At 42.3% G+C, this 21075-nt stretch carries 18 protein-coding genes; 16 read left to right on the forward strand and 2 right to left on the reverse strand.

Translation table 11 applies throughout. The features are described 5' to 3' along the window. Nucleotides 1-266: 266 nt before the first annotated feature. Nucleotides 267-1202 carry a metal ABC transporter solute-binding protein, Zn/Mn family gene (locus tag AB5Y61_RS07845; protein WP_368403764.1) on the forward strand — a complete coding sequence of 312 codons (936 nt, stop codon included), beginning with the start codon at nucleotides 267-269 and terminating at the stop codon, nucleotides 1200-1202. 7 nt (nucleotides 1203-1209) lie between these two features. Continuing rightward, on the forward strand, nucleotides 1210-4425 hold the full coding sequence (locus AB5Y61_RS07850; RefSeq protein WP_368403765.1) for a pneumococcal-type histidine triad protein: 3216 nt from the start codon (nucleotides 1210-1212) through the stop codon (nucleotides 4423-4425). Nucleotides 4426-4506: 81 nt separating this feature from the next. On the opposite strand, the gene AB5Y61_RS07855 is transcribed toward AB5Y61_RS07850, so the two are convergent. Next, complete coding sequence (locus tag AB5Y61_RS07855) at nucleotides 4507-5691, reverse strand: DUF2974 domain-containing protein (RefSeq protein ID WP_368403766.1); 1185 nt, start codon at nucleotides 5689-5691, stop codon at nucleotides 4507-4509. A 168-nt stretch (nucleotides 5692-5859) separates the two neighbouring features. Between AB5Y61_RS07855 and AB5Y61_RS07860 the strand changes: the two genes are divergently transcribed. The 8 genes from AB5Y61_RS07860 to AB5Y61_RS07895 all read left to right on the forward strand — a co-directional run bounded on the left by AB5Y61_RS07860 (nucleotide 5860) and on the right by AB5Y61_RS07895 (nucleotide 13935). Continuing rightward, the gene (locus AB5Y61_RS07860; RefSeq protein ID WP_368403767.1) at nucleotides 5860-6537 is read left to right on the forward strand and encodes a response regulator transcription factor; all 678 of its coding nucleotides are present in this window, start codon (nucleotides 5860-5862) and stop codon (nucleotides 6535-6537) included. After that, entirely contained in the window at nucleotides 6530-7504 is a 975-nt protein-coding gene (locus AB5Y61_RS07865) for a sensor histidine kinase (protein WP_061604881.1), read from the forward strand. The genes AB5Y61_RS07860 and AB5Y61_RS07865 overlap by 8 nt, the downstream gene beginning before the upstream one ends. Nucleotides 7505-7519: 15 nt before the next feature. Next, nucleotides 7520-9145, forward strand: coding sequence for a hypothetical protein (locus AB5Y61_RS07870; RefSeq protein WP_070450363.1), 1626 nt, complete (start codon nucleotides 7520-7522; stop codon nucleotides 9143-9145). Nucleotides 9146-9153: 8 nt separating this feature from the next. Beyond that, nucleotides 9154-9840, forward strand: coding sequence for a hypothetical protein (locus AB5Y61_RS07875; protein ID WP_368403768.1), 687 nt, complete (start codon nucleotides 9154-9156; stop codon nucleotides 9838-9840). A gap of 4 nt (nucleotides 9841-9844) precedes the next feature. Further along, nucleotides 9845-10933 carry an AAA family ATPase gene (locus AB5Y61_RS07880; protein WP_368403769.1) on the forward strand — a complete coding sequence of 363 codons (1089 nt, stop codon included), beginning with the start codon at nucleotides 9845-9847 and terminating at the stop codon, nucleotides 10931-10933. 113 nt (nucleotides 10934-11046) lie between these two features. Continuing rightward, nucleotides 11047-11175: a hypothetical protein gene (locus tag AB5Y61_RS07885; RefSeq protein WP_256263169.1), complete on the forward strand. Its 129-nt coding sequence runs from the start codon at nucleotides 11047-11049 to the stop codon at nucleotides 11173-11175. 15 nt (nucleotides 11176-11190) lie between these two features. Next, nucleotides 11191-11949, forward strand: coding sequence for an ABC transporter ATP-binding protein (locus AB5Y61_RS07890; RefSeq protein WP_302990885.1), 759 nt, complete (start codon nucleotides 11191-11193; stop codon nucleotides 11947-11949). Beyond that, nucleotides 11950-13935, forward strand: a complete 1986-nt coding sequence (locus AB5Y61_RS07895; RefSeq protein WP_368403770.1) for an FtsX-like permease family protein — start codon at nucleotides 11950-11952, stop codon at nucleotides 13933-13935. Between the two features lie 370 nt (nucleotides 13936-14305). On the opposite strand, the gene AB5Y61_RS07900 is transcribed toward AB5Y61_RS07895, so the two are convergent. Beyond that, the gene (locus tag AB5Y61_RS07900) at nucleotides 14306-14569 is read right to left on the reverse strand and encodes a SemiSWEET family transporter (RefSeq protein ID WP_003012241.1); all 264 of its coding nucleotides are present in this window, start codon (nucleotides 14567-14569) and stop codon (nucleotides 14306-14308) included. A 281-nt stretch (nucleotides 14570-14850) separates the two neighbouring features. Here AB5Y61_RS07900 and AB5Y61_RS07905 point away from each other — a divergent pair, with 281 nt between their 5' ends. The 6 genes from AB5Y61_RS07905 (at nucleotide 14851) to AB5Y61_RS07930 (ending at nucleotide 21075) form a co-directional block, all read left to right on the forward strand. After that, on the forward strand, nucleotides 14851-15108 hold the full coding sequence (locus AB5Y61_RS07905; RefSeq protein WP_040803284.1) for a SemiSWEET family transporter: 258 nt from the start codon (nucleotides 14851-14853) through the stop codon (nucleotides 15106-15108). Between the two features lie 259 nt (nucleotides 15109-15367). Beyond that, nucleotides 15368-15745, forward strand: coding sequence for a YbgA family protein (locus AB5Y61_RS07910; protein WP_227038145.1), 378 nt, complete (start codon nucleotides 15368-15370; stop codon nucleotides 15743-15745). Further along, complete coding sequence (locus AB5Y61_RS07915) at nucleotides 15746-16111, forward strand: TIGR02328 family protein (protein ID WP_368403771.1); 366 nt, start codon at nucleotides 15746-15748, stop codon at nucleotides 16109-16111. Nucleotides 16112-16237: 126 nt separating this feature from the next. Beyond that, nucleotides 16238-19231: a type I restriction endonuclease subunit R gene (locus AB5Y61_RS07920; protein ID WP_368403772.1), complete on the forward strand. Its 2994-nt coding sequence runs from the start codon at nucleotides 16238-16240 to the stop codon at nucleotides 19229-19231. A 10-nt stretch (nucleotides 19232-19241) separates the two neighbouring features. Then, on the forward strand, nucleotides 19242-19820 hold the full coding sequence (locus AB5Y61_RS07925) for an HNH endonuclease family protein (protein WP_368403773.1): 579 nt from the start codon (nucleotides 19242-19244) through the stop codon (nucleotides 19818-19820). 100 nt (nucleotides 19821-19920) lie between these two features. Then, nucleotides 19921-21075 carry a hypothetical protein gene (locus AB5Y61_RS07930; protein ID WP_368403774.1) on the forward strand — a complete coding sequence of 385 codons (1155 nt, stop codon included), beginning with the start codon at nucleotides 19921-19923 and terminating at the stop codon, nucleotides 21073-21075.

The following is a 21075-nucleotide window of genomic DNA, read 5'->3' on the forward strand; positions in this document are numbered from 1 at the left end:
TAAAAGCTGATGAAATCAGCGTAGTAGAGCCCACTCAACCACTGCGTCTTGCTCGACAATCCAAAGACAATTGAGAGACTAGGACTTTTGTCCCAGCCTCTTTTTTTCTGCAGGGAAGACTCGTAGAGTCTCGTAAACCCTAGTCTTTAGCATTAAAAGGAAAAAAATGTAAAAAAGACTTGACAAAGCAAATGATTAGCAGTATTATTAACTAGTTAATTAACTGATTAATAAACTGGTTAATAAAAATAAAAAAGAGGTGAAGGATGAAAAGGAGAAGAATGAAGGTGCTGGGAATCTTGTTCCTCAGTTTCTTTCTGCTTGCAGCTTGTGCTAGTCAAGGAAATGCAGGCAAGCCCCCTTCTAAAAAAGGTCTCAAAATTGTCACGAGCTTTTATCCTATCTATGCCCTAGTCAAGGAAATTTCTGGGGATCAAAATGAGATCTGGATGGTTCAGTCCGGTGCAGGGATTCATGATTACGAGCCCTCAACCAAGGAAGTGGCTCAGATCTATGATGCGGATGTATTTGTCTATCATTCTCAGACCCTGGAATCTTGGGCCGGTCGCTTAGATCCCAGTCTTCAAGGTTCCAAGTTGCGAGTGATTGAAGGTAGCCAAGGAATGACCCTTGATAAGGTGGCTGGATTAGAGGATGTCGAGGCTGGTCAGGGAAAAGAAGCCAAGCACTTGTATGATCCGCATACTTGGTTGGATCCTGTAAAAATCGCAGAGGAAGGAAAGATCATCGCCCAACGCTTGGGAGAGATCGATCCAAAGAACAAGGAGCTCTACCAGGCCAATGCTCAAAAGCTTGAAAAGCGCTGTGAGGAACTGGTAGCCCACTACCAGCCTCTCTTTGATAAGGCCAAGCAAAAGACCTTTGTGACCCAGCATACGGCCTTTTCTTATCTGGCCAAACGCTTTGGTCTCAAGCAGTTAGGGATTGCAGGGATTTCCCCAGAGCAAGAACCGACTGCCCGACAATTGGCAGAGATCCAGCAGTTTGTCAAAGATTACAAGGTGAAAACGATTTTCGTAGAGAAGCACACGTCGTCAAAAGTGGCAGATAGTATCGCCAAGGCAACAGGGGCGCGTGTCAAGGTCTTGGATCCACTGGAAGCTGATCCGCAAAACGATAAGGATCTATTAGCAAATTTAGAAGAAAATATGGCGACTTTAGCCAAGGAATTAGAGGAGTAAATCAAGGATGAAGAAAAAGGGAACGATTGGATTGGTAGCAACTTTGGGAATAGGGCTATGTGCCTATGCGCTCAGTCAGCAACCACAAGCTAAGGAAGAGAAAAAGAATCAGATTCATTATCTACAGGCAGAAAAGAAAGCGTCATCGTCTGCCTCCAGCAAAAAGGAAGACAGCATCGAAGCGGTCAATGCCAAGGAAAAGACTCAGGCAGAGCAGATTGTCATCAAAATTACGGATGAAGGCTTTGTCACTTCTCATGGGGATCATTTTCATTACTATAGCGGCAAGGTCCCATTTGATGCCATCTTTAGTGAGGAGTTGATTTTGCGAGATCCAACCTATCAGCTCCAAGAAGCTGATATTGTCAGCAAGGTCAAGGATGGCTATATCATTAAACGCGCTGGTAAATACTATCTCTACTTAAAGGATGCTCAGCATACGGTTAATGTGCGCTCGATCGAAGAGATCGCTCAACAACAAAAAGGAGGCGCTAAAGAAGAAGGGGAAACGGGATCGGTGCAAGCGAGCTCCTCGCACAAGGCAGGCAAGACCCGTGACTTCCGTCAACCTAGTCAAGCGCTGAAAGAAGGAAAGACTCTTGAGATGTTGACGGCTAAGAACCATATAGCTGGTGGCTATCGTACGGACGATGGTTATGTCTTTAGCCCTGGAGATGTCATTTCAGATACAGGGGACGGCTTTATTGTGCCCCATGGTAGCCATTTCCATTATATTCCAAAGAGTGCCTTATCTGCTGGCGAGTTAGCAGCAGCCCTTTCGGCCTTAGGTGGTCAAGCTGGCCATCAGGCTGGAGGCTCACGCCTAGCTGGAGCAAGCACAGAACAAGGGCAAGGAACTCCAGATCAAGCCTCTCCAAGCCTTGGGAAGCAAGCGAGCAACCAGCCGTCAGCCAGTCCAACCCCTACACAGACGACACCAGTGCCGTCTAAACCTGTAAACTCGAAACCGACTTCAACGCTCAGCAATCTGATGGAAGAATTGCAGAAAACACCTCTGTCTTCTCGTCATGTGGAGTCTGATGGTTCTGTCTTTGATCCAAGTAAGATTACCAAGTGGACCGATCAAGGAATTGTCTACCCTCACGGGGATCATTTCCACTTTATCCCTTACAGCTCCCTATCTCCTTTAGAACGTGAGCTGGCGCGGCAATTCCAACTGCTTCGGGCCCAAGGTGCTACTACACCTGCTGAAATAAGTCCAAAACGGCCTTCAAGTCCAAGTACAAAACCAATTGACCATGAGCACGAGCATGAACATGGAGATAGTCACGAGCATGAACATGGGGATAGTCACGAGCATGAACATGGGGACAGTCATGATCACGAGTACGAAGAGGAGCACGATCATGGCTTCCACGCAGACATGGTCATCAGTAAGGACGAGGACGGTTACATGGTCGCTCATGGAAACCACGCTCATTATTTCTATAAAAAGGACCTCTCTCCTCAAGAGATTGCAGCAGCAGAGGCAACTCTGGCAGGTAAGAAAGAAGAGGATAAGGGACAGCCACTGACAGATGATGTCGCCAGCTATTCTCGCGATGCCTCAGATGAGGAAAAGATCCAGTACATCAGTAAGACCTACGGCGTCCCTCGCGAGGCCATTAAGATTTCCAATGGTTTCTTTGTCTTTAACAATCCAGACCAAGAATACGATCCGACCCACATCCACCCTTATGCCGTTCGTAAGGAACATGTTCGGATTCCGCTTGAGACGGGTAATCCTGAACTAGACTTTATCAATGAACTTTATGCAACAGCCCTTCGCTCGGGGATTTCTCCTTATAGCCTCCAGATTGAAAATGGCCAGTTTGTCATCCCACATGGCGATCACAACCACTACATCAAGGTGCGATCAGCGGGACTAGCAGACTACTTAGCTCATCGCCTTCCTACCATCCAATCGCCTTACAAAAAAGGAGACTTAGATAAAAAAGTAGTAGAGGACAGGGTCAACCAACTTTTAGCAGAAAGCCGGACTCTTTATGCTTCTGATCCATTGCAGCAACGACGGATTGAGCTCATCCTGGGCCACTTCTTGGAAAATGTCAAGAGCTTCCCAAGTAACTCGACGGAAGGCTACCTGGCCAGTCTCAAACAGGTTGATGAGCAATACATCCATGCGACTCAAGCGATCAAACCAAAAGAAGAGACAGCCCTCGATCGTCGATACCAAGAATTGCTGGAACAAGTGCGCTTGCTAGACACAGAAGCTTTCCAACTGAAGAAGGAAGGCTTGGTCTCACAACTGCAGGAAGCCTATGCTGCCAAGGACAGCAAGCGTTTAGAGCAGGAAGGGAAGCTATTAGAAGCTGTTCAGGAGATGCAAGATCGGACGGGTGTGACATCGGTCGACTATCTCAAATACTTCTATCAAAGCTTGAGCGATTCGCGCTTGACACCAGAACTGCGCACCAAGGCGGCAGATCTAGCTTTGAAACTCTATCGAGCCCAAGCCTTTGAAGAAGCCTGGGATGCTAAGGCTCACTTTATGGAACTCTACCAAACCAAGCAGGCAATTGAGCAGCTCTTCTCTCAAGAAAAAGGCCAAACCTATCCTATTGAAAAAACAGTTTTGGATCAAAAAGGAAGTCAAGCCCCATCTTATAACTTAGCGGTCTATGATTTCCTCAAGGGCTTATATGGAGAGTTGGACAAGGCGACAGAATCCCGTCAACGAACCAGCATCCTGACAGGGCTCTCAGAGCAAATCCAGTCGCTCTTGCCACAAGTCGAAGACCAGGCTAAACGAACTGCCTTTGAAGCAAGTTTGGCCCAGCTTGGAAATGAGACGGATCCAGACAAGGCTATTGCAAGTGGACAAGCTCTGTTACGCGAAATCAGTGACACCATTGAAAAGCAAAAACAAAAGCAAACAGAAGAGCCTCAGATTGGGGATGTCGCCCTTTATCAACAGCTCTATAACCAATTGATGGCGCTTCACCAACAATTGCAGGAAAAGGGGGCTAGTGATGCTGTATTTGATCGCTTAGAAGCTCTCTTTGACCAATTGGCTAATCCAAAGAGTGACAAGGCAGCCCTACTACAGGCTATCCAAGCCTTTCAGGCAGAGTTAGCAGCGGTGCCATCTGCAAGCGAAGTAACCAAACCAGCTACCACAACTGAGACAGAAACTGAGCCTGCAAGCCCGGCTTCCATAGAAGAAGGCACGTCAGATGCACCAGCTTCTCAGGACCAATAGAAAATCATCTGAAAGACATTTCAGATGATTTTTGCGTTCTAGTGAATAGAAGAGGTGGTTTCTTTTTTCAGTTGTTGAGTCTCATTCCTTGTGCTCAAGGAGCAGAGGTGAGGAGGACTCGACTGCGTTCTTTCGCTTGAAAAATGCAGTCATTTGAACCAGAATACGGGGAACCGTCTGCCATTTTTTCCAAGCTTGGACACGGGTATCGAGGAGTTGTTTGGCTAGACGTTCCAGCATTTCTCGCTCTGTAGGATCTAGGTCTTGAGCATTTTGAAAGATCTCTTTAATCTTGGAGAAATTTTTTAAGTTCCTCAAATCATTGATTGAAGTGATGCCTGCGTCCAGAAAAATGCCAAAAAAGGTATCAAAGAACTTCTTGCGCTCATCTGCCGATGTTTCGCGAACCCACTGCTTCAAGGTCTCGTCGGTCTGCTGGCTATCGGGACTGGTTTGATCCAGGGTCACAAATTTATCCTTCTCAATCATCCAAGTAAAAGCGTCATGCTGGACAAAGCCACCAAAAGCTCGGCTTTTTACGATTGTAGCAGGCTCAGGAACTTCTAGCATCATGCCGACGATGGAACCTTGAGGGACAAAGCGAAGAATGTTTGGGGATGTCCGCTGGTAGCCTTCGGTCTCGATAATGGCTCTGTTGAGGCCAGGAGCATCATAGCTGTAGATGGCATCGACTCGTTCAAATAAGGAATCCGGCAGGTAAGTGCAGGCATAGGTTGCGAGATTGCCCCCTTTGGAGTGACCGGCTACTAAGAAGCGCCCTTTAGGAAATTCCTTCATGACGTTTTGTAGGTAGCTGGCTGCACGCCTCTGAGATGGGACATGGTCCATATAGGTCATGTGGAAGTCTTCCTTCCAGCCGATCAAGGTATCATCCGTTCCTCTGAAGACAACTAAATAAACATCCATGGTAAGACGATAGGTCATAGCCGCAAACTGCTTCTGAACATCGGGGTCATATTCGTTAACATAGTTGAGGAGTTTGATGTTTTTAAAACGCTTTGAACTAGCTAAGTCATCGACTAATTGCAGGTGTTGGTCTGTCACGATGAAATCGGTGGTTCGATCGACTAGCTCTGCTGCATCAGATAAGCGGACTTCAATATTGGTCGTATCCCCTTGGGGCACGATCCGATCAAAAGGAAGATAGGTCAGCTCTGTCAGTGCCAGGACATCCAGTTCCTTGAAAGGACGGTCGTATATGGAATCGTAGGTCACTTCTTTTAGGTAATCAAAAATAGTTGACATCTGTGCCTCCCGTGTCTTATTTCTTTCAGTATAGCACAAAAATGGATGGAGAAAAAGCGCCTTCCATCAAGAAAGGAGGAGTGAGATCTTCTTTCCCTCTGAAACAGTCTTTTTCTCTGCTTCTTAATCTGTTATAATAGGAAGAAGAAAAAAGAAGGAAAGAAAGCCATGCATAAAATTCTTTTAGTGGAAGATGATAACATTATCCGTCAACAGGTCAAACAATTATTGAAACAATGGGGCTATGAAGTGGTCGCAGTAGAGGATTTTATGGACGTCCTCGGGATCTTTGTCGAAACCGACCCCCACTTGATCCTCATGGATATTGGACTGCCTTTCTACAATGGTTACCACTGGTGCCAGGAGATTCGCAAGGTTTCAAAGGTTCCGATTATGTTTCTTTCCTCACGGGATCAAGCCATGGATATTGTCATGGCCATCAATATGGGTGGAGACGATTTTGTCACCAAGCCTTTTGATCAAAATGTGCTCCTTGCTAAGGTCCAAGGGCTCTTGCGCCGCTCTTACGAATTTGGGACGGATCAAAATCTGCTGGAACACCGGGGAGCCATCCTCAATCTCAAGTCTACGGACTTAGTGTATGAAGGGGAAGTCATCAAGTTGACCAAGAATGAATTTCAGATCCTGCGAGTCCTGTTTGAGCATGCGGGCAGTATCGTGGCGCGCGATGATATGATGAAAGAGCTCTGGAATAGCGACTTCTTTATTGATGACAATACCTTGTCTGTCAATGTGGCCCGCCTTCGCAAGAAATTAGAAGAGGCTGGCTTGTCAAACTTCATCGAAACCAAGAAAGGCATCGGTTATGGGTTAATCCATGAATAAATATGGGAACATCTTTTGGCAGTATGTGGTATCCCGCAGGCGCCTGCTCTATCTAGTAGTCATCTTTTTGATGGTCGATTTGGTTTTTGCCTTTCTCTTTCCAGAGACGGGGACGGTTTTCCTCTATGCGACTCTGATGCTAGGATTTTTTACACTCTGTATCTTGATCTGGGATTTCGCTATGACCTTTCAGGAGTACCGCAAAGCTTTGCTGTATGAGGAAATAGAGCTTGCCTCACCACTGGAACATCTCCTTTATGAAAAATATACAGAAGAACAGCAGGCGCGCCTGGAGCAAGGCAAAGTAGCCCAGGCCAAGTTCAATGACCTGATGGATTACTACACCCTCTGGGTTCACCAGATTAAGACGCCCATTGCAGCTAGCCAGCTCTTGGTCAAAGATGTCGAGACACCTATTGTCAAGCAGCAGATGGAGCAGGAGCTTTTCAAGATTGACTCCTATGCCAATCTGGTTTTGCAGTACCTGCGGCTGGAGAGTTTTCATGACGATCTGGTCTTAAAGCGCGTGTCGCTAGAGGACTTAGTCAAAGAAGTGGTCCGCAAATATGCCCTCTTTTTTATCCAAAAGAACTTGACAGTGAACCTGCATGATTTGGATGTCGCCGTTATTACCGATCGCAAGTGGCTCTTGGTCATCATCGAGCAACTCTTGTCCAATAGCCTCAAGTACACCAGTACAGGTGGAATTGAGATCTATTTCAAAGACCAGACCCTCTATATAAAAGACAGCGGGATTGGAATCAAAAATAGCGATGTCCTCCGCGTCTTTGAGCGGGGCTTCTCGGGTTACAATGGCCACATGACACAGCAATCCTCAGGGCTGGGGCTCTATCTGTCTAAGAAAATTGCAGAGCAATTGGGCCACAAGATTAGCCTCCACTCAGAGGTTGGGCAAGGCACAACCGTCGCTATTCGCTTTGAAGAGAAGAAGTTGGTCATGGATTAGGAAAAAGGGATTATTATGGAAAATAAAAATGAAATATTAGAGATTACTAATAATGAATTAGAATATGGCGATTTGATGGATTTACAAAGTAGTCTTCAAGTTGAGTTAAATGATATTTTAGATGAACTTTCTTCAATTGAGGAAGATAGAGAAAAATTACAAAATAACGAGTATCTTGAAGAGGCTATTCAAGATATCATTTGGGATCAAGTTCAAAATCAATTAGCAGTCCAAATTGGTGAAGAGTTTATTAAAGATAACAACGGACAAAAACTAGATTTACGAAAAGAAGCACATATACAAACTGCTGAAAATTTTGAAAAAGGAAACTTTGCAACTCATAATCGAGATGTTAATTATCAAGAAAGATATGACAAGTGGCAAGATAATTTTACTACTAATAAAAAAGGAGAAAGAGTTCTAAAAAAGGATGCGCGTAAATTTTTTGATAAGGGAAGAGATATGGGGTCCGCTGCTATTCATAAAGATCATACAGTTTCTATTAAAGAACAACTAAATGATATTGAAATGGCTACATTTTTCTCAAAAGAGCAAGTTAAAGAATTTGCAAATAGTTCTAAAAACTTGCATGATTTAGATGCATCTGCAAATATGTCCAAGGGTGATAAAACTATGAAAGAGTTTTTGAACTCTGAAAGGAATGGGTTGAAGCCGGAAGAACGTTTTAATATTGACAGAAAACAATTAGAAAAAGATGATCAGGAGGCTAGAGAGGAGCTAAAAAATAGAAAAGCTGAGAATGAAAATATTGCAATACAATCCGGTAAAAAATCACGACGTAAAGAGGCTTTGAAAGTGACAGGGAAAGCTTTAAAAGCTGCTGTACTTCAATTGTTAACAGAATTTTTGAGGGAAATTGTTAAGAAGTTTATTTCTTGGTTAGGTGAAAAAGAGAAGAATTTCGGAACCTTCATTGCAAAAGTAAAGGAAGCAATTTCAAACTTTATGTCCAATCTTTCTCATCATGTTCTTGGTGTTGGGCAATCAATGGTTACCATGTTAGCAACTTCCATCATTGGGCCTGTAGTTGGAACATTTATGCAAGTTTGGACATTTATTCAGCAAGGTTGGCGATCTCTTACCGATGCGATTGACTATTTAAAAAATCCAGAAAATAAAAATAAAAGTACAAGTGTTAAAATGCTTGAGATAGGAAAAATTATTGTTGCAGGAGTAACAGCTGCTGGAGCGATCGTTTTAAGTAGTGCGATTGGAGCAACTTTGTTATCTATTTTTCCTCCACTTGGTGTAGAAATTCCATTGCTAGGAAGTTTGTCTGGCCTGATCGGTACATTTATGGGGGCAACAGTAGCTGGTATAGCCGGTGCATTTGTCTTGAAATTAATTGATCAAATGATTGTCGACAAGCAGATTGATGAATTAACAAATAAAAAAATTGATAAATACAATAATAAACTGATTGTACAAGACCAAATGAATGCGGTTGGAATGGCGCTTGTTCAAGTGGATAAAATGAAGTCTTTGAGTCAAATGGGGGATCGACATCAGCAAGCAGCAGAAATAATGCGGGATGAGCTTTCTTTCTTACTTGAAGAAAAAGAAAAAAATGACAATGAATTTACAGAAATCGACGCCTTGTTGGCAGAGTTAACAGATTAGGAGTTATTATGGAAAAGGAATTTGACTTACAAGTCAGTAATCATGATTTTAATGCAGCAAAAGAACAATTGAAAAAATTTGCTGAACAAGATGTAGAAGAGTTAAAGTTTGATAAAGTTCGTACACATGAAGATATCTTTGGATTAGAGTGGGCTGAACACGGAGTGACTGGGAAAGAACTCAATTCATTGATTGAAAAACTTCAGAAGTATTTTTCAAAGGTTTATGATCGTGATCAAAACTTAATTGAAGAATTTGGTGAAGTTTATAAAGCTTTAGAAGCATTGGATAAGGATTACATTCAGGCTATACTAACTTCTGTTTCTGCGATCAAAAAAACAAATGAAAAGATTTTAATAGAGCAAGAGCGAATTGATCAGACGATTGAGAAACAAAAAGCTACCTTAATCGCCTTAAAACAGTTTAAAGAAAATGTGTCAAATCAATTATCTGAAATTGATTCTAGTCAACTTATCGGTCTTATTGAACAACTTGAGAATAGAGTTGAGACTTTGGAAAAACCTTCTAGTGATTTGAAGGATGAAAGCACAGAAATTAGTCAGTTAAAGAATGAATTAGATTCTGTAAAAAGTCAACTGAATATTCTATCAAATAAACTAATAGCTTCTTTTGCTTTGACAGGCATAGCTACTGGGGTTGCTGTTGTGACTTTGATCATTTTATTAATGAGGTAAGCAAATGAGCCGTTATCAGGATGAATTAATTGAACTAGCAAAAAAATTTGATAGCCAAACAGATTCAAAAGGAAAATTTCTTGAACGAGTAATTATTTTGCTCAATGATTACTCTGAAAAATTAGTCATTGATATTTTGCAATACTTGGTCATTGAAAAACAAGAGGGTTCTCAAAAGATCGCCACTCTAGCAAATCAATTGTCAGAAGCGCTTTTGAAATATGCAGGCTATGTAAGTCTAAAAGGTTATAAACAAAATAAAAATGAGCTAGTAACGGAAGAATGCTCACTTGATGATTTAAAAAAAGAACTTGATCGATTAGTTGGTTTACAAAATGTAAAAGAAGAAGTTAATCATCTGATTTCCTATCAAAGAATACAAAAGTTAAGGAAAGAAAAAGGATTGAAAATTCCGAATAGAACTTTGCACATGGCATTTACAGGTAACCCAGGGACAGGAAAAACAACAGTAGCTCGTATTGTTGGAAAAATGTATAAACAACTCGGATTATTATCTAAAGGTCACTTTATTGAGGTGTCACGAACAGATTTAATTGCGGGATATCAAGGACAAACTGCTTTGAAGGTCAAAAATGTGATTGAGAAAGCAAAAGGAGGAGTTCTGTTTATCGATGAGGCTTATAGCATTACTGAAAATGAAAATTCCGATTCTTATGGTAGAGAATGCTTAACAGAATTAACCAAGGCCTTAGAAGATTATCGAGATGATTTAGTTGTGATTGTTGCCGGCTATACGAGACCAATGGAACAGTTCTTTTCTTCAAATCCCGGGTTGAAATCTAGATTTAATTACTTCATTGAATTTGGGAATTATGTACCAGATGAACTATTGAAAATATTAGAATTTTTGTGTCAAAAGGATGACTATAGATTAAGTGATAATCTGAAGTTGAAATTGATCAATTATTTTAAAACAAGTATCCTAAATGATGAGAAGAACTTTTCGAATGGAAGATTTGTTCGAAATATATATGAAAATCTCGTAATGAATCAATCTGTTAGATTAGATAAAGCAAAGATAAATGATATAGAAGATTTGTCATTACTTAGATCATGTGATTTTGAGGAATAGAATCTCCATCTTACAAAAATGTAAGAAATAAACGGTAAAATGAAAGGTTAGGTTATGGTAGCCGCCTTTTATTTTTTATACAATAGTCTCATCAAATGAAGGAGGTCAAGAAAATGAAACTCTTGAAATGGATGAAACAACCCAAAAAGATTAAAAAACCAAATAACCAAACCGATCTGGAAAAGACGGAATTTGGTCTCCAAGTCCTGCAACAAACCCAAGAATTTTTCTTGATCTACTAGTAAAAGGAGAAAAGTATGTCATTGCTAGACGTTCAACATATCAAAAAAATCTATAAAACCCGCTTTCAAGGGACGCAGGTTGAAGCCCTAAAGGACATTCATTTTACCGTGGAAAATGGCGAATACGTTGCCATCATGGGGGAATCAGGATCCGGGAAATCGACCCTTCTCAATATCCTAGCCATGCTGGACCAACCAACTGAAGGACGGGTCTACCTCAATGGCACGGACACCTCAACCATCAAGAACAAGGATGCGTCCAGCTTCCGCCGAGAAAAACTAGGATTCGTCTTTCAAGATTTCAACCTGCTCGATACCTTGTCTGTCAAGGACAATATCCTCTTGCCTCTCGTCCTCTCACGCAGACCGGTCAAGGAAATGATGACTAAGGTGGATAGCGTGAGTCGGGAACTGGGCATTCACCAGCTTCTAGAGAAATACCCTTACGAAATCTCTGGTGGGCAAAAACAACGGGTGGCTGTAGCACGGGCCATCATCACCTCACCTGAAATTCTCCTTGCTGATGAGCCAACAGGGGCGCTGGATTCTAAGTCTTCGGCTGCTCTTCTAGATGTCTTTGAAGATATCAATAGCATGGGCCAAACCATCCTCATGGTGACCCACTCAACCGCAGCAGCTGCTCGGGCCAAGCGCGTGCTCTTTATCAAGGATGGGATCCTTTACAACCAGATTTTCCGTGGGGAAAAGACGGAGCGTCAGATGTTTCAAGAAATCTCAGATACTCTGACAGTCATGGCAAGTGAGGTGGAGTAGATGTTTCGATTAACCACTAAACTAGCTTGCTCCAATCTGATCAAGAACCGCAAGCTCTATTATCCCTTTGCGATTGCGGTCATTCTCGCAGTGACCATCGCTTACCTCTTTGACTCCCTGACCTTTAATCCCCGCATTTCCGAGCTTCGAGGGGGCTCTTCTATAGTGTTCACTCTCAGCTTGGGATTCTTCGTGGTCAATGCGGCGGGAGCTATCATCGTGCTCTATGCCAATAGCTTCGTCATGAAAAATCGCTCCAAGGAGCTGGGAATCTACAGCATGCTGGGTCTTGAGAAACGCCATCTCATCAGCATGATCTTCAAGGAACTCTTGATGTTTGGCTTTCTAACCATCTCAGCCGGAGTCTTGATTGGAGCCCTCTTTGACAAGCTGATCTTTGCCTTTCTCTTGAAACTCATGAAGATGAAGGTCCAGCTAGTATCTACCTTCCAACCTGGGATTGTCATCTTGGTCTTTGTCACCTTTGGTCTCATCTTTGGACTTTTGATTCTTCTCAATGCTTGGCGCATTCTCCGTTTGAATGCCTTGCAGTTGACGCGTGAGAAATCTAGTGGCGAAAAGAAAGCCCGCTTTTTGTGGCCTCAAACCATCCTGGGCTTAGCAGCTCTTGCTTTTGGCTACTACCTAGCTGTGTCTGTCAAAGACCCCATTATTGCGCTTGTGACCTTCTTTCTAGCCGTTATCCTGGTCATGATCGGGACCTACCTGCTCTTTAATGCTGGGATCACCGTTTTCTTGCACCTGCTTAAGAAAAAGAAGGCCTATTATTACCAACCCAACAACATGATCTCGGTCTCTAACCTTATCTATCGCATGAAGAAAAATGCAGTGGGCCTTGCTACCATTGCCATCCTCTCGACCATGGTGCTGGTGACTATCTCTGCAGCCACCAACATCTATGTCGGTAGCGAAATGGTCAAGAAAATCATGGCGCCTCATGATTTCTCTGTCCAAGGGAAAGGGGTCGATCTGGAGCAGATCAATCAAAAATTTGATGAATTTGCTTCTGAACACCATCTCAAGATCACAAATCGCGACCTGATGACCTATGCCAACTTTGGGGTTAAATCACAAAAGGGCACGGATTTCACCGTCTATCCAGCTGATGAACGCAGCGTCACTCCTAAAACTGTCTTTATGGTCTTTGATGTAGCTAGTTATGAACACATGACAGGCGAACACGTCGATCTGACAGGCAACCAAGTCATCCTCTTTGCCCATAACGAGGCTCTTAAGGGGCAAAAGCAGTTTACTATCAACGGGCATGACTTCCAAGTCAAGGAAGAAGTGAGCAAGGATTTTATCACCGATCACGTGCCCAATCAGTTTAATATGCTGACGGAGGATTTCAACTACCTGATCGTGCCTGACCTCTCAGCCTTTGTCGCCCAGTTTCCAAATCTTGCCATCAATACCAATATCTACGGTGGTTTCAATGTCAATGTCGATGAAGACCAGCAGCTCAAGCTAGCAGCTAGTTATGACAAGATGATCGATGAATTGAGCAGCCAACAGGGTCAAGGAACATTTATCTATGGAGGTAACCGAGCCAATGATGTGGCAGAGTTGAATAGCCTCTTTGGTGGCATCTTCTTTATCGGGATTTTCTTGTCACTGATCTTTATGGTCGGAACGGTCATCGTCATTTACTACAAGCAAATCTCAGAAGGCTATGAAGACCGTGATCGCTTCGTCATCCTCCAACAGGTGGGGCTTGATGAACACGAGGTCAAACGGACCATCAACCGTCAAGTGCGGACCGTCTTCTTCCTCCCTCTTATCTTTGCCTTTGTCCACCTGGCCTTTGCCTACCATATGATCCGCCTCATTCTCAAAGTGCTCGGTGTCATCAATAGTGGCCAAGTCCTCGTCGTGACCCTCAGTGTCTGTGCTGTCTTTCTCATCACCTACTTGATCGTCTTTTGGATCACCTCTCGGAGCTATCGTAAGATTGTGCAGATATAAGGAGAGAGAAGCTCGAATCAAATTAGAAACTTTCCTTAGGTGAGTACGGACGTCAGCGAACTTCGAAGAAGTTCCATGACTAATTATTGAGCCTAAGGTCTCAATATTTCCGAGTGCCTGAAACATGATTATTTCAGGCACTTTTCTCACAGCGGAAAGTTTCAATATACTCTAAATAATAATTAGAAATCATTTGGATATTTTTGCACAATAATCCAGCATAGGTTATTCAAAGAAAAGAATTGTCAATTTTTTTAGCTTGCTCATAGCGGGCTTTTTTGTACGAAAACCGACTGCGATTGTTTTTGTTTTTCAAAGGGATACACAAAAAAGACTGAACCCGTAGAGTTCAGTCTTTGTTCACTTTCTATTAAAGTGATGTAAGGAAAGTCAATCCCCCTAGGATGACACCTGCCGAATTCGGAATGATCAAAATCCAGTCTTTTTTAGGTTCCTTTGTCCAACCATAAATGACCCAGATCAAGCAAGAAATAGCAGCTGACAAGGGTTGGAAAGGTTGGGCCTTGTTTCCCTGTAAATTAGCAATAATTTGTGGGATGTAGGCAATGAAAACGATAATCCCAATAAAGGCACCGATCGAGCCAACGATTTGGTTGATTTTTTGTTTATTCATAAAATTTTACCTCTGTGTATCAATATAGCATAAGTAGGAAGAAAATGCAATTAATTTGCATGCTACGCAAAATGAAAACGATCACATTTGCAAAAGAATTAGACAAAGTGTCAAAAAAATGGCAACTAGAGAGAAGACTCTCTCGAAAAGAAATCCATCTTCCTGCAAAATCACAAGATTGTGACACTTTACAGTTTAGTAACATTTGAAAAAAGTACTTGAATTTTAAGAGGGCAAGCGTTAGAATAGTGCGTACTTAAAAAACGAAAGGTATCATGAAAATGAATGAAAAACAAATGAAAATTCTTGGTTGGGTTGCGACCTTTATGTCTGTGATGATGTATGTCTCTTACTTCCCACAAATTATAGATAATCTCGCTGGTCACAAAGGAAACTTTATTCAACCTCTTGTCGCAGCCATCAACTGTAGTCTTTGGGTCTATTATGGACTCTTTAAAAAAGAACGCGATATCCCACTTGCTGCAGCTAATGCACCAGGGATCATCTTTGGTTTGATCACAGCCATCACAGCCTTGTAATCAATGAAAGAGAGAGTGGGACAGAAATCGGTAATTCGTTAGAATTCGATTTTGTCGTCCCACCTCCGCGCAGTTGAGTAGGGCTGTAAATGCTGATGAAATCAGCGTTGTAGAGCCCACTCAACCACTGCGTCTTGCTCGACAATCCAAAAATAATTAAGAGGCTAGGACTTTTGTCCCAGCCTCTTTTTTATGACTTCACTCATTTCCATGGTATAATGAGAGGACTATTCATAGAGAAGATCAAAAGGAGACAAGAGTGGATCAAAAACATCACTGTCAAGTCCTATGGGCGAAAAATAAATACCTGGTGCTGAGTCATTCCAGTAATATCTACAAGGAAATCCGGGAATACCTCAAGCAAGACCAGGTAGAGGTCAGCCACGTCGAGGACCTGATCCAGCAAGCACTGGCCTTGCCGGAAAATCGTGGCCAGGTCTCCAATGCCTTCCAGCATATCTGGGGCTATTTCAAAAAGAAGGCGACTGCAGAGGAAAAGGCGGACTTTATGTTGCTACTTGAGAAGTACCAGCATGGCCAAGCTAGCCAAGAGGATCTGATCAAGGGAATCCAGACTCTCCTTGAGCGCTACCCGAATCGCTACTTACAAGATTCAACGCTACTAGGAGGTCAATAGATGAGACTCTGGCACCAAGACTTGATTCCCAAACTCCCTCGTCCCCAGCTCCTGGGTCAACACCGGGAATGTTGCGCCCTTCGAGGTAATGGCTGGGGCAAGAAGCACGCGACGGTCAACTATGTCTTTGACTACTCGCCCTATCGCCTCTATGCCTATCATCGTCTGATCATGGAGGAGATGACCGCTCGTGGCTATAAGGTCAGCCCAGAGTGGTGGGAGTCGACCTACAGAGGAAAGACCTGCCCAGCCTACCCAGAACTGGAAGAGGAAGCCTTGAGCACCCCCATCTATCCCGAGCACCAGGACACTTACCTTCAAGAATGCTTAGACAATCTAGCAGAAAAGGGGATTCATTTAGACTAAGAAAAAACGAACCAGACCAGGTTCGTTTTTTTGCGCCAAATCCCAACAAAATGCTTTGAAAGCGTTAATTTCTTTCCCAAACATGCTATAATAATAGGAGATTATGTACAGGAAAAGGATAGAGGGATGAAGGCAGTAGCAACTCCAGAACTTGAGATTGAAAGACAGTTGATCCAGCAGTTGACTTCAGGCGAGAGTCAGTGGACTTATCGCGAGGATCTCAAGAATGAAGACCAGTTATGGGACAATTTCTTTGATAAGCTCGCGCAAAACAATGTTGCTGTGCTGGCGGACCATCCCTTGACCGACCAAGAAAAGCGTCAGATCAAGAACCAGCTTAACTTTGTTAGCTATTATGAAGCGGCCAAGTGGCTTGCTGGTGAAAATGGGATCGCCAAGGTAGAAGTCCAGCGAGAAGATGCTAGTCTAGGCACCATTCGTCTCGCGGTCATCTGGCGGGACAATATCGCAGCTGGTAAGTCGAGCTATGAAGTGGTCAACCAAGTCGAACGCGACAAGGCCTATCCGCTAGACCAGGATCGACGGCTCGATACGACCCTTCTGATCAATGGCCTGCCCCTCATCCATACCGAACTCAAGAGCCCACGAGTGGCCTTTCTAGATGCCTTTCATCAGATCAAAAAGTACGACCGTGAAGGCAAGTTCCGGGGCATATACTCCAGCTTACAGATGTTTGTCGTGACCAATAAAATCGACACACGCTATATCGCTGCAGCCCGTGAAAGCAAGCTAAATAAGCAATTCCTGACCAAGTGGGTGGACAAGGACAACCAGCCCATGATCGATCTCAATAGCTTTGCTCATGAGGTCCTCTCCATCCCTCGGGCCCATCAGATGGTCATGCAGTACTCGGTCATCGATGATAGCAAGAAATCCCTCATCCTCCTGCGTCCCTACCAGATCCATGCCATCGAGGCTGTGCAGGAAGCCTCTCGTCGCCAAGAGTCGGGCTATATCTGGCACACGACCGGCTCAGGCAAGACCCTGACCTCTTACAAGGTGGCGCGCAATCTCTTGCAGATCCCAGCCATTCAAAAGACCATCTTTGTCGTCGACCGCAGAGACCTGGACCAACAGACGACCTCGTCCTTCCTCTCTTATGCGGCCAATGATGTCATCGATATCGACGAGACGGACAATACCCATGAGCTGGTCAAGCGACTAGGGGGTAATGACAAGCGCGTGGTAGTCACGACCATCCAGAAAATCACGACTATGATGCGCAAGTTTGAAGAAGGGAAGTACCAGCGGGATGCTGGGAAGATCAAGGACCTGCGAGTGGCCTTTGTCGTGGATGAGTGCCATCGGGCGGTTACGCCACAGACGCAAAAGGAGATCAAGGCCTACTTCAAGAACTCTCTCTGGTACGGCTTTACAGGAACTCCGATCTTTAAGGAAAACAAACGCAAACAAGTGGGAGACCTGGCTCAGACCACCCACCAACAGTATGGTGATCGCCTACATGAATACACGGTCAAGGAAGCCATCCATGATGGAGCGGTTCTGGGCTTTAAGGTCGACTACCGCAATACCATCATCTCTGATCTCCTAGAAGAAGAGATCCCAGACCAGGCCTATGAGGACAAGGAGCACATGCTAGAGGTCCTCGATGCCATCCTTAATAAGAGCCAGCAACAGCTCAATATCCCTAAAGGGATCGGAAAGAGCTATGAGGCGATCTTGACGGTCAAGTCCATCCCACGAGCACAGGCTTACTATAATCTGCTCAAGAGCATTCTCGCTGGCAAGGAGCGGGTCAAAGTTTCTGAGCGGGTCAAACAATACCTACCAGATTTTCCAAAATTTACCATCACCTACTCGGTGACTGAAAATGAGGAAGAAGCCATCGGCTACCAAGACCACATGAAGCAGGTCATGGAGGACTACAACCAAGAGTTTGGCACGCATTTTAGCCTAGCGGATCTGCGGGGCTTTAACACCGATGTCAACAATCGCCTGGCCAGAAAGCAGGACAAGTACCTCTACCGCAATGAGCAGTTGGATCTGGTTATCGTGGTTGATCGTCTCTTGACAGGCTTTGATGCTCCTTGTCTTTCTACCCTCTTTATCGATCGCAAGCCCATGCGCCCACAGGACTTGATCCAGGCCTTCAGCCGGACCAATCGGATCTTTGATGACAAGAAGCACTTCGGCCATATCATCACCTTCCAGCGCCCTCAAGCCTTTAAGGAAGCCGTCGACAATGCCCTCAAGCTCTACTCCAATGGGGGAGAAAATGAGGTCCTAGCACCAAGTTGGGATGAAGAGAAGCGCAACTTCTTAAAAGCCTGGGCAGAGTTTAAAGGCCAAGTTACAGACTTGGAAGAAGAGGGAGTCGCCCTCGAGCAGGCCCCAACGGCCCAGCTCCGTAAGGTTGCCAAAGCCTATCAGGTCTTTGACAAGTACCAAGCCTCGATCCGCGTCTACTCGGAGTATGATAAGGAAGAGATCTACCGTGAAACAGGCCTCAGCGACAGCCAGCTCGAAGCCTATCTAGGCCTCTATCAAAATATCCTGGCAGAGATCAAGAGCAGAGATCCAGAAGTGGACAGCCAAGATGAGCTGGACATCCACTATGAGCTGGAGTCTGTCCAAGTCGATGAGATCAACTATGCCTATATCCTCATGCTGATCCAGAGTATGATCCAGCAGGAGGAAAATGACGAGCAGACCCTGAGTGACAAGGATATTGCAACTGTGGACAGTTATATTGAGAGCTTGAACCGGACCAATCCAAGCCTAGCCGAGATCATCCAAAACCTCTGGACCCAAGTCCAAGAAGAGCCCGAACGCTACCGAGGACAATCCATCACCGGAGTCTTGGACCAGATGATTGAATCCATCATCGATAGCCATATCGTAAGCTTTGCCAAAAACTGGTATATCGGAGCTGACGAACTGCGCTACTATATCCAACACTACCGTAAAGGCGCCAAAAAACAAGCCGGCGAAAGCCAGCTGACCAAGAGCCAACGCTACAAAGACTACAAAGCAGAAGTAGCAGACGCCCTCAACCCACTCAGCTACAAAAAACAAATCAAAGAAGCCTATACCCAACTGATCGAAGAGGTGATTGAACCACTTAGAGTGGGGAGGTAGAGGAATTATTGTGGATAAATTATTAGATAGTTTTGAAACAGTTTTTGGTAATGGATTTCTAAAATATTTTAAAGAACAGGAAAAGAAGCACCATTACTTTAAATTGAATGACTATAAAAAAGTAATTCAGAAATTTGTTGAGGATGAACAGAGAGATCGAATTGATTATTATAGAAGAACCAATGTTCATTTCACTCGTTTTCTGCTTATTAGTATTGAGAAATATAAAAATAAAGGGATATCAGTAGATTTTACAGAATTAGATCATAAAGGTAAATTGATTTGGCAGTTGGAACATATTATACCTCAAAGTGATTTTGAGAATGGAGATTGTTACAAGAATAAATTAGGAAATTTAACTTTATTGCACAGGGATACAAATGTAAAAATCTCAAATGAAACTTTTGTAGAAAAAAAGAAAGTATTACTTGATAAAGTTGAGTCAAAGTTTTACATTAACGAAGTTTTTAGAACAGAAAATTTTGAGAAATCTGAAATTGAAAATCGATCAATTGATTTAACAATGATTTTAGGTGAAATTATAAACGATAATTTTGACGTTTATTGCAAAAAAGTACTAAAAATATAATCCAAAAATATTGAAGATGATTTCTAATTTTGTTATTTATACTTTGTAAATATATAAAATGACAATATGTGAGATAAAATAGTATTAGAATGGCTAAATAATGAAACAAAAATGTCTACATGAAGTATCCAAATCAATTTTGCTAGAGGAAACTATAGAATTAAGACAAATTTTAGAATTGATTTATAATTCCAAAGATGAAGTTAGCGATAATGAAATATATATTGCTTTAATTCCAATTATCTCATCTGTTTGTTTAGGATGGCTTGAAATATTTAAAGAAGAAGATGTAAAAATGGATGTCTTTAAAATAGGGGATTATAATTTTGAGGAATTACTAAAAAGTTCAAGAATTGGATTAAAATTATACTCTGATAAAAAATTATCAAAGGCTGGTAAACTACTTAAAAAAAATTCGCGAGAATTTAAAGCCATACTTCAAACAGATTATAATGCTTTACAAAAACTTTTTGTTTATATGTTTGGGCAATGCGACTTTGGAGTTTTTAGTATAAATAATATTCCTTTTGGAAATACCAGTCAACAGTTTCTTTATTTTGAAGATTTTATAAAGTTTGAGGAAAATGTATCTTTTAAAACATGGTTATTAGAAATAGAACAGGTTATTTTTGAGTATTCTAAACATATTGGATTTATTGTTGAATATATAATAAAACTGTTTAATAAATCAAATTCTATTTCTAAAGGTTCTAAAATTAAAATAGACAGTAATAACATGAGCCATAAAGATTATTTTCTTATTGATGAGAAACGTAGAAATATTTTGCAAGGAAATCTTCCTATGGAGGTTCAATTACAGCTTTTCAATGTATTATGTCAGAATAATTTTATAACTAGTGTATTATCAGAAGTATTTAATTCTAAAGGTATTCTATTTTATAGATCAAAAATTCAAACTTATCTTGTAAGTGTTAATTATCTGATAAAAGTACATAATAAATATAGTGAATATTTAAAAAAAGAATATGAGGATGATTTCAAGCAAATTTTTACAGTTAAAAACAAGTTTTTTTCAAATAATTGTAGCTTAAGAAATAATATATTTCATTACAAGATTCAAGCATTTCCCGAACTAGTTTTTTTAAATTCTAGTAGTTACTTTATAGATATGGTTGAGTATGAAACTAAAATAAATTTTAAGAATTTAATGAAAATAGTGGATGATGAAATTGATAGAATTAATTCTATTATTTACAAGATAATTAATTACGATGGATTTTATATAAAAAATTAA

Source organism: Streptococcus parasanguinis (assembly GCF_040908565.1).
In the GTDB taxonomy this organism is placed as follows: domain Bacteria; phylum Bacillota; class Bacilli; order Lactobacillales; family Streptococcaceae; genus Streptococcus; species Streptococcus parasanguinis_AC.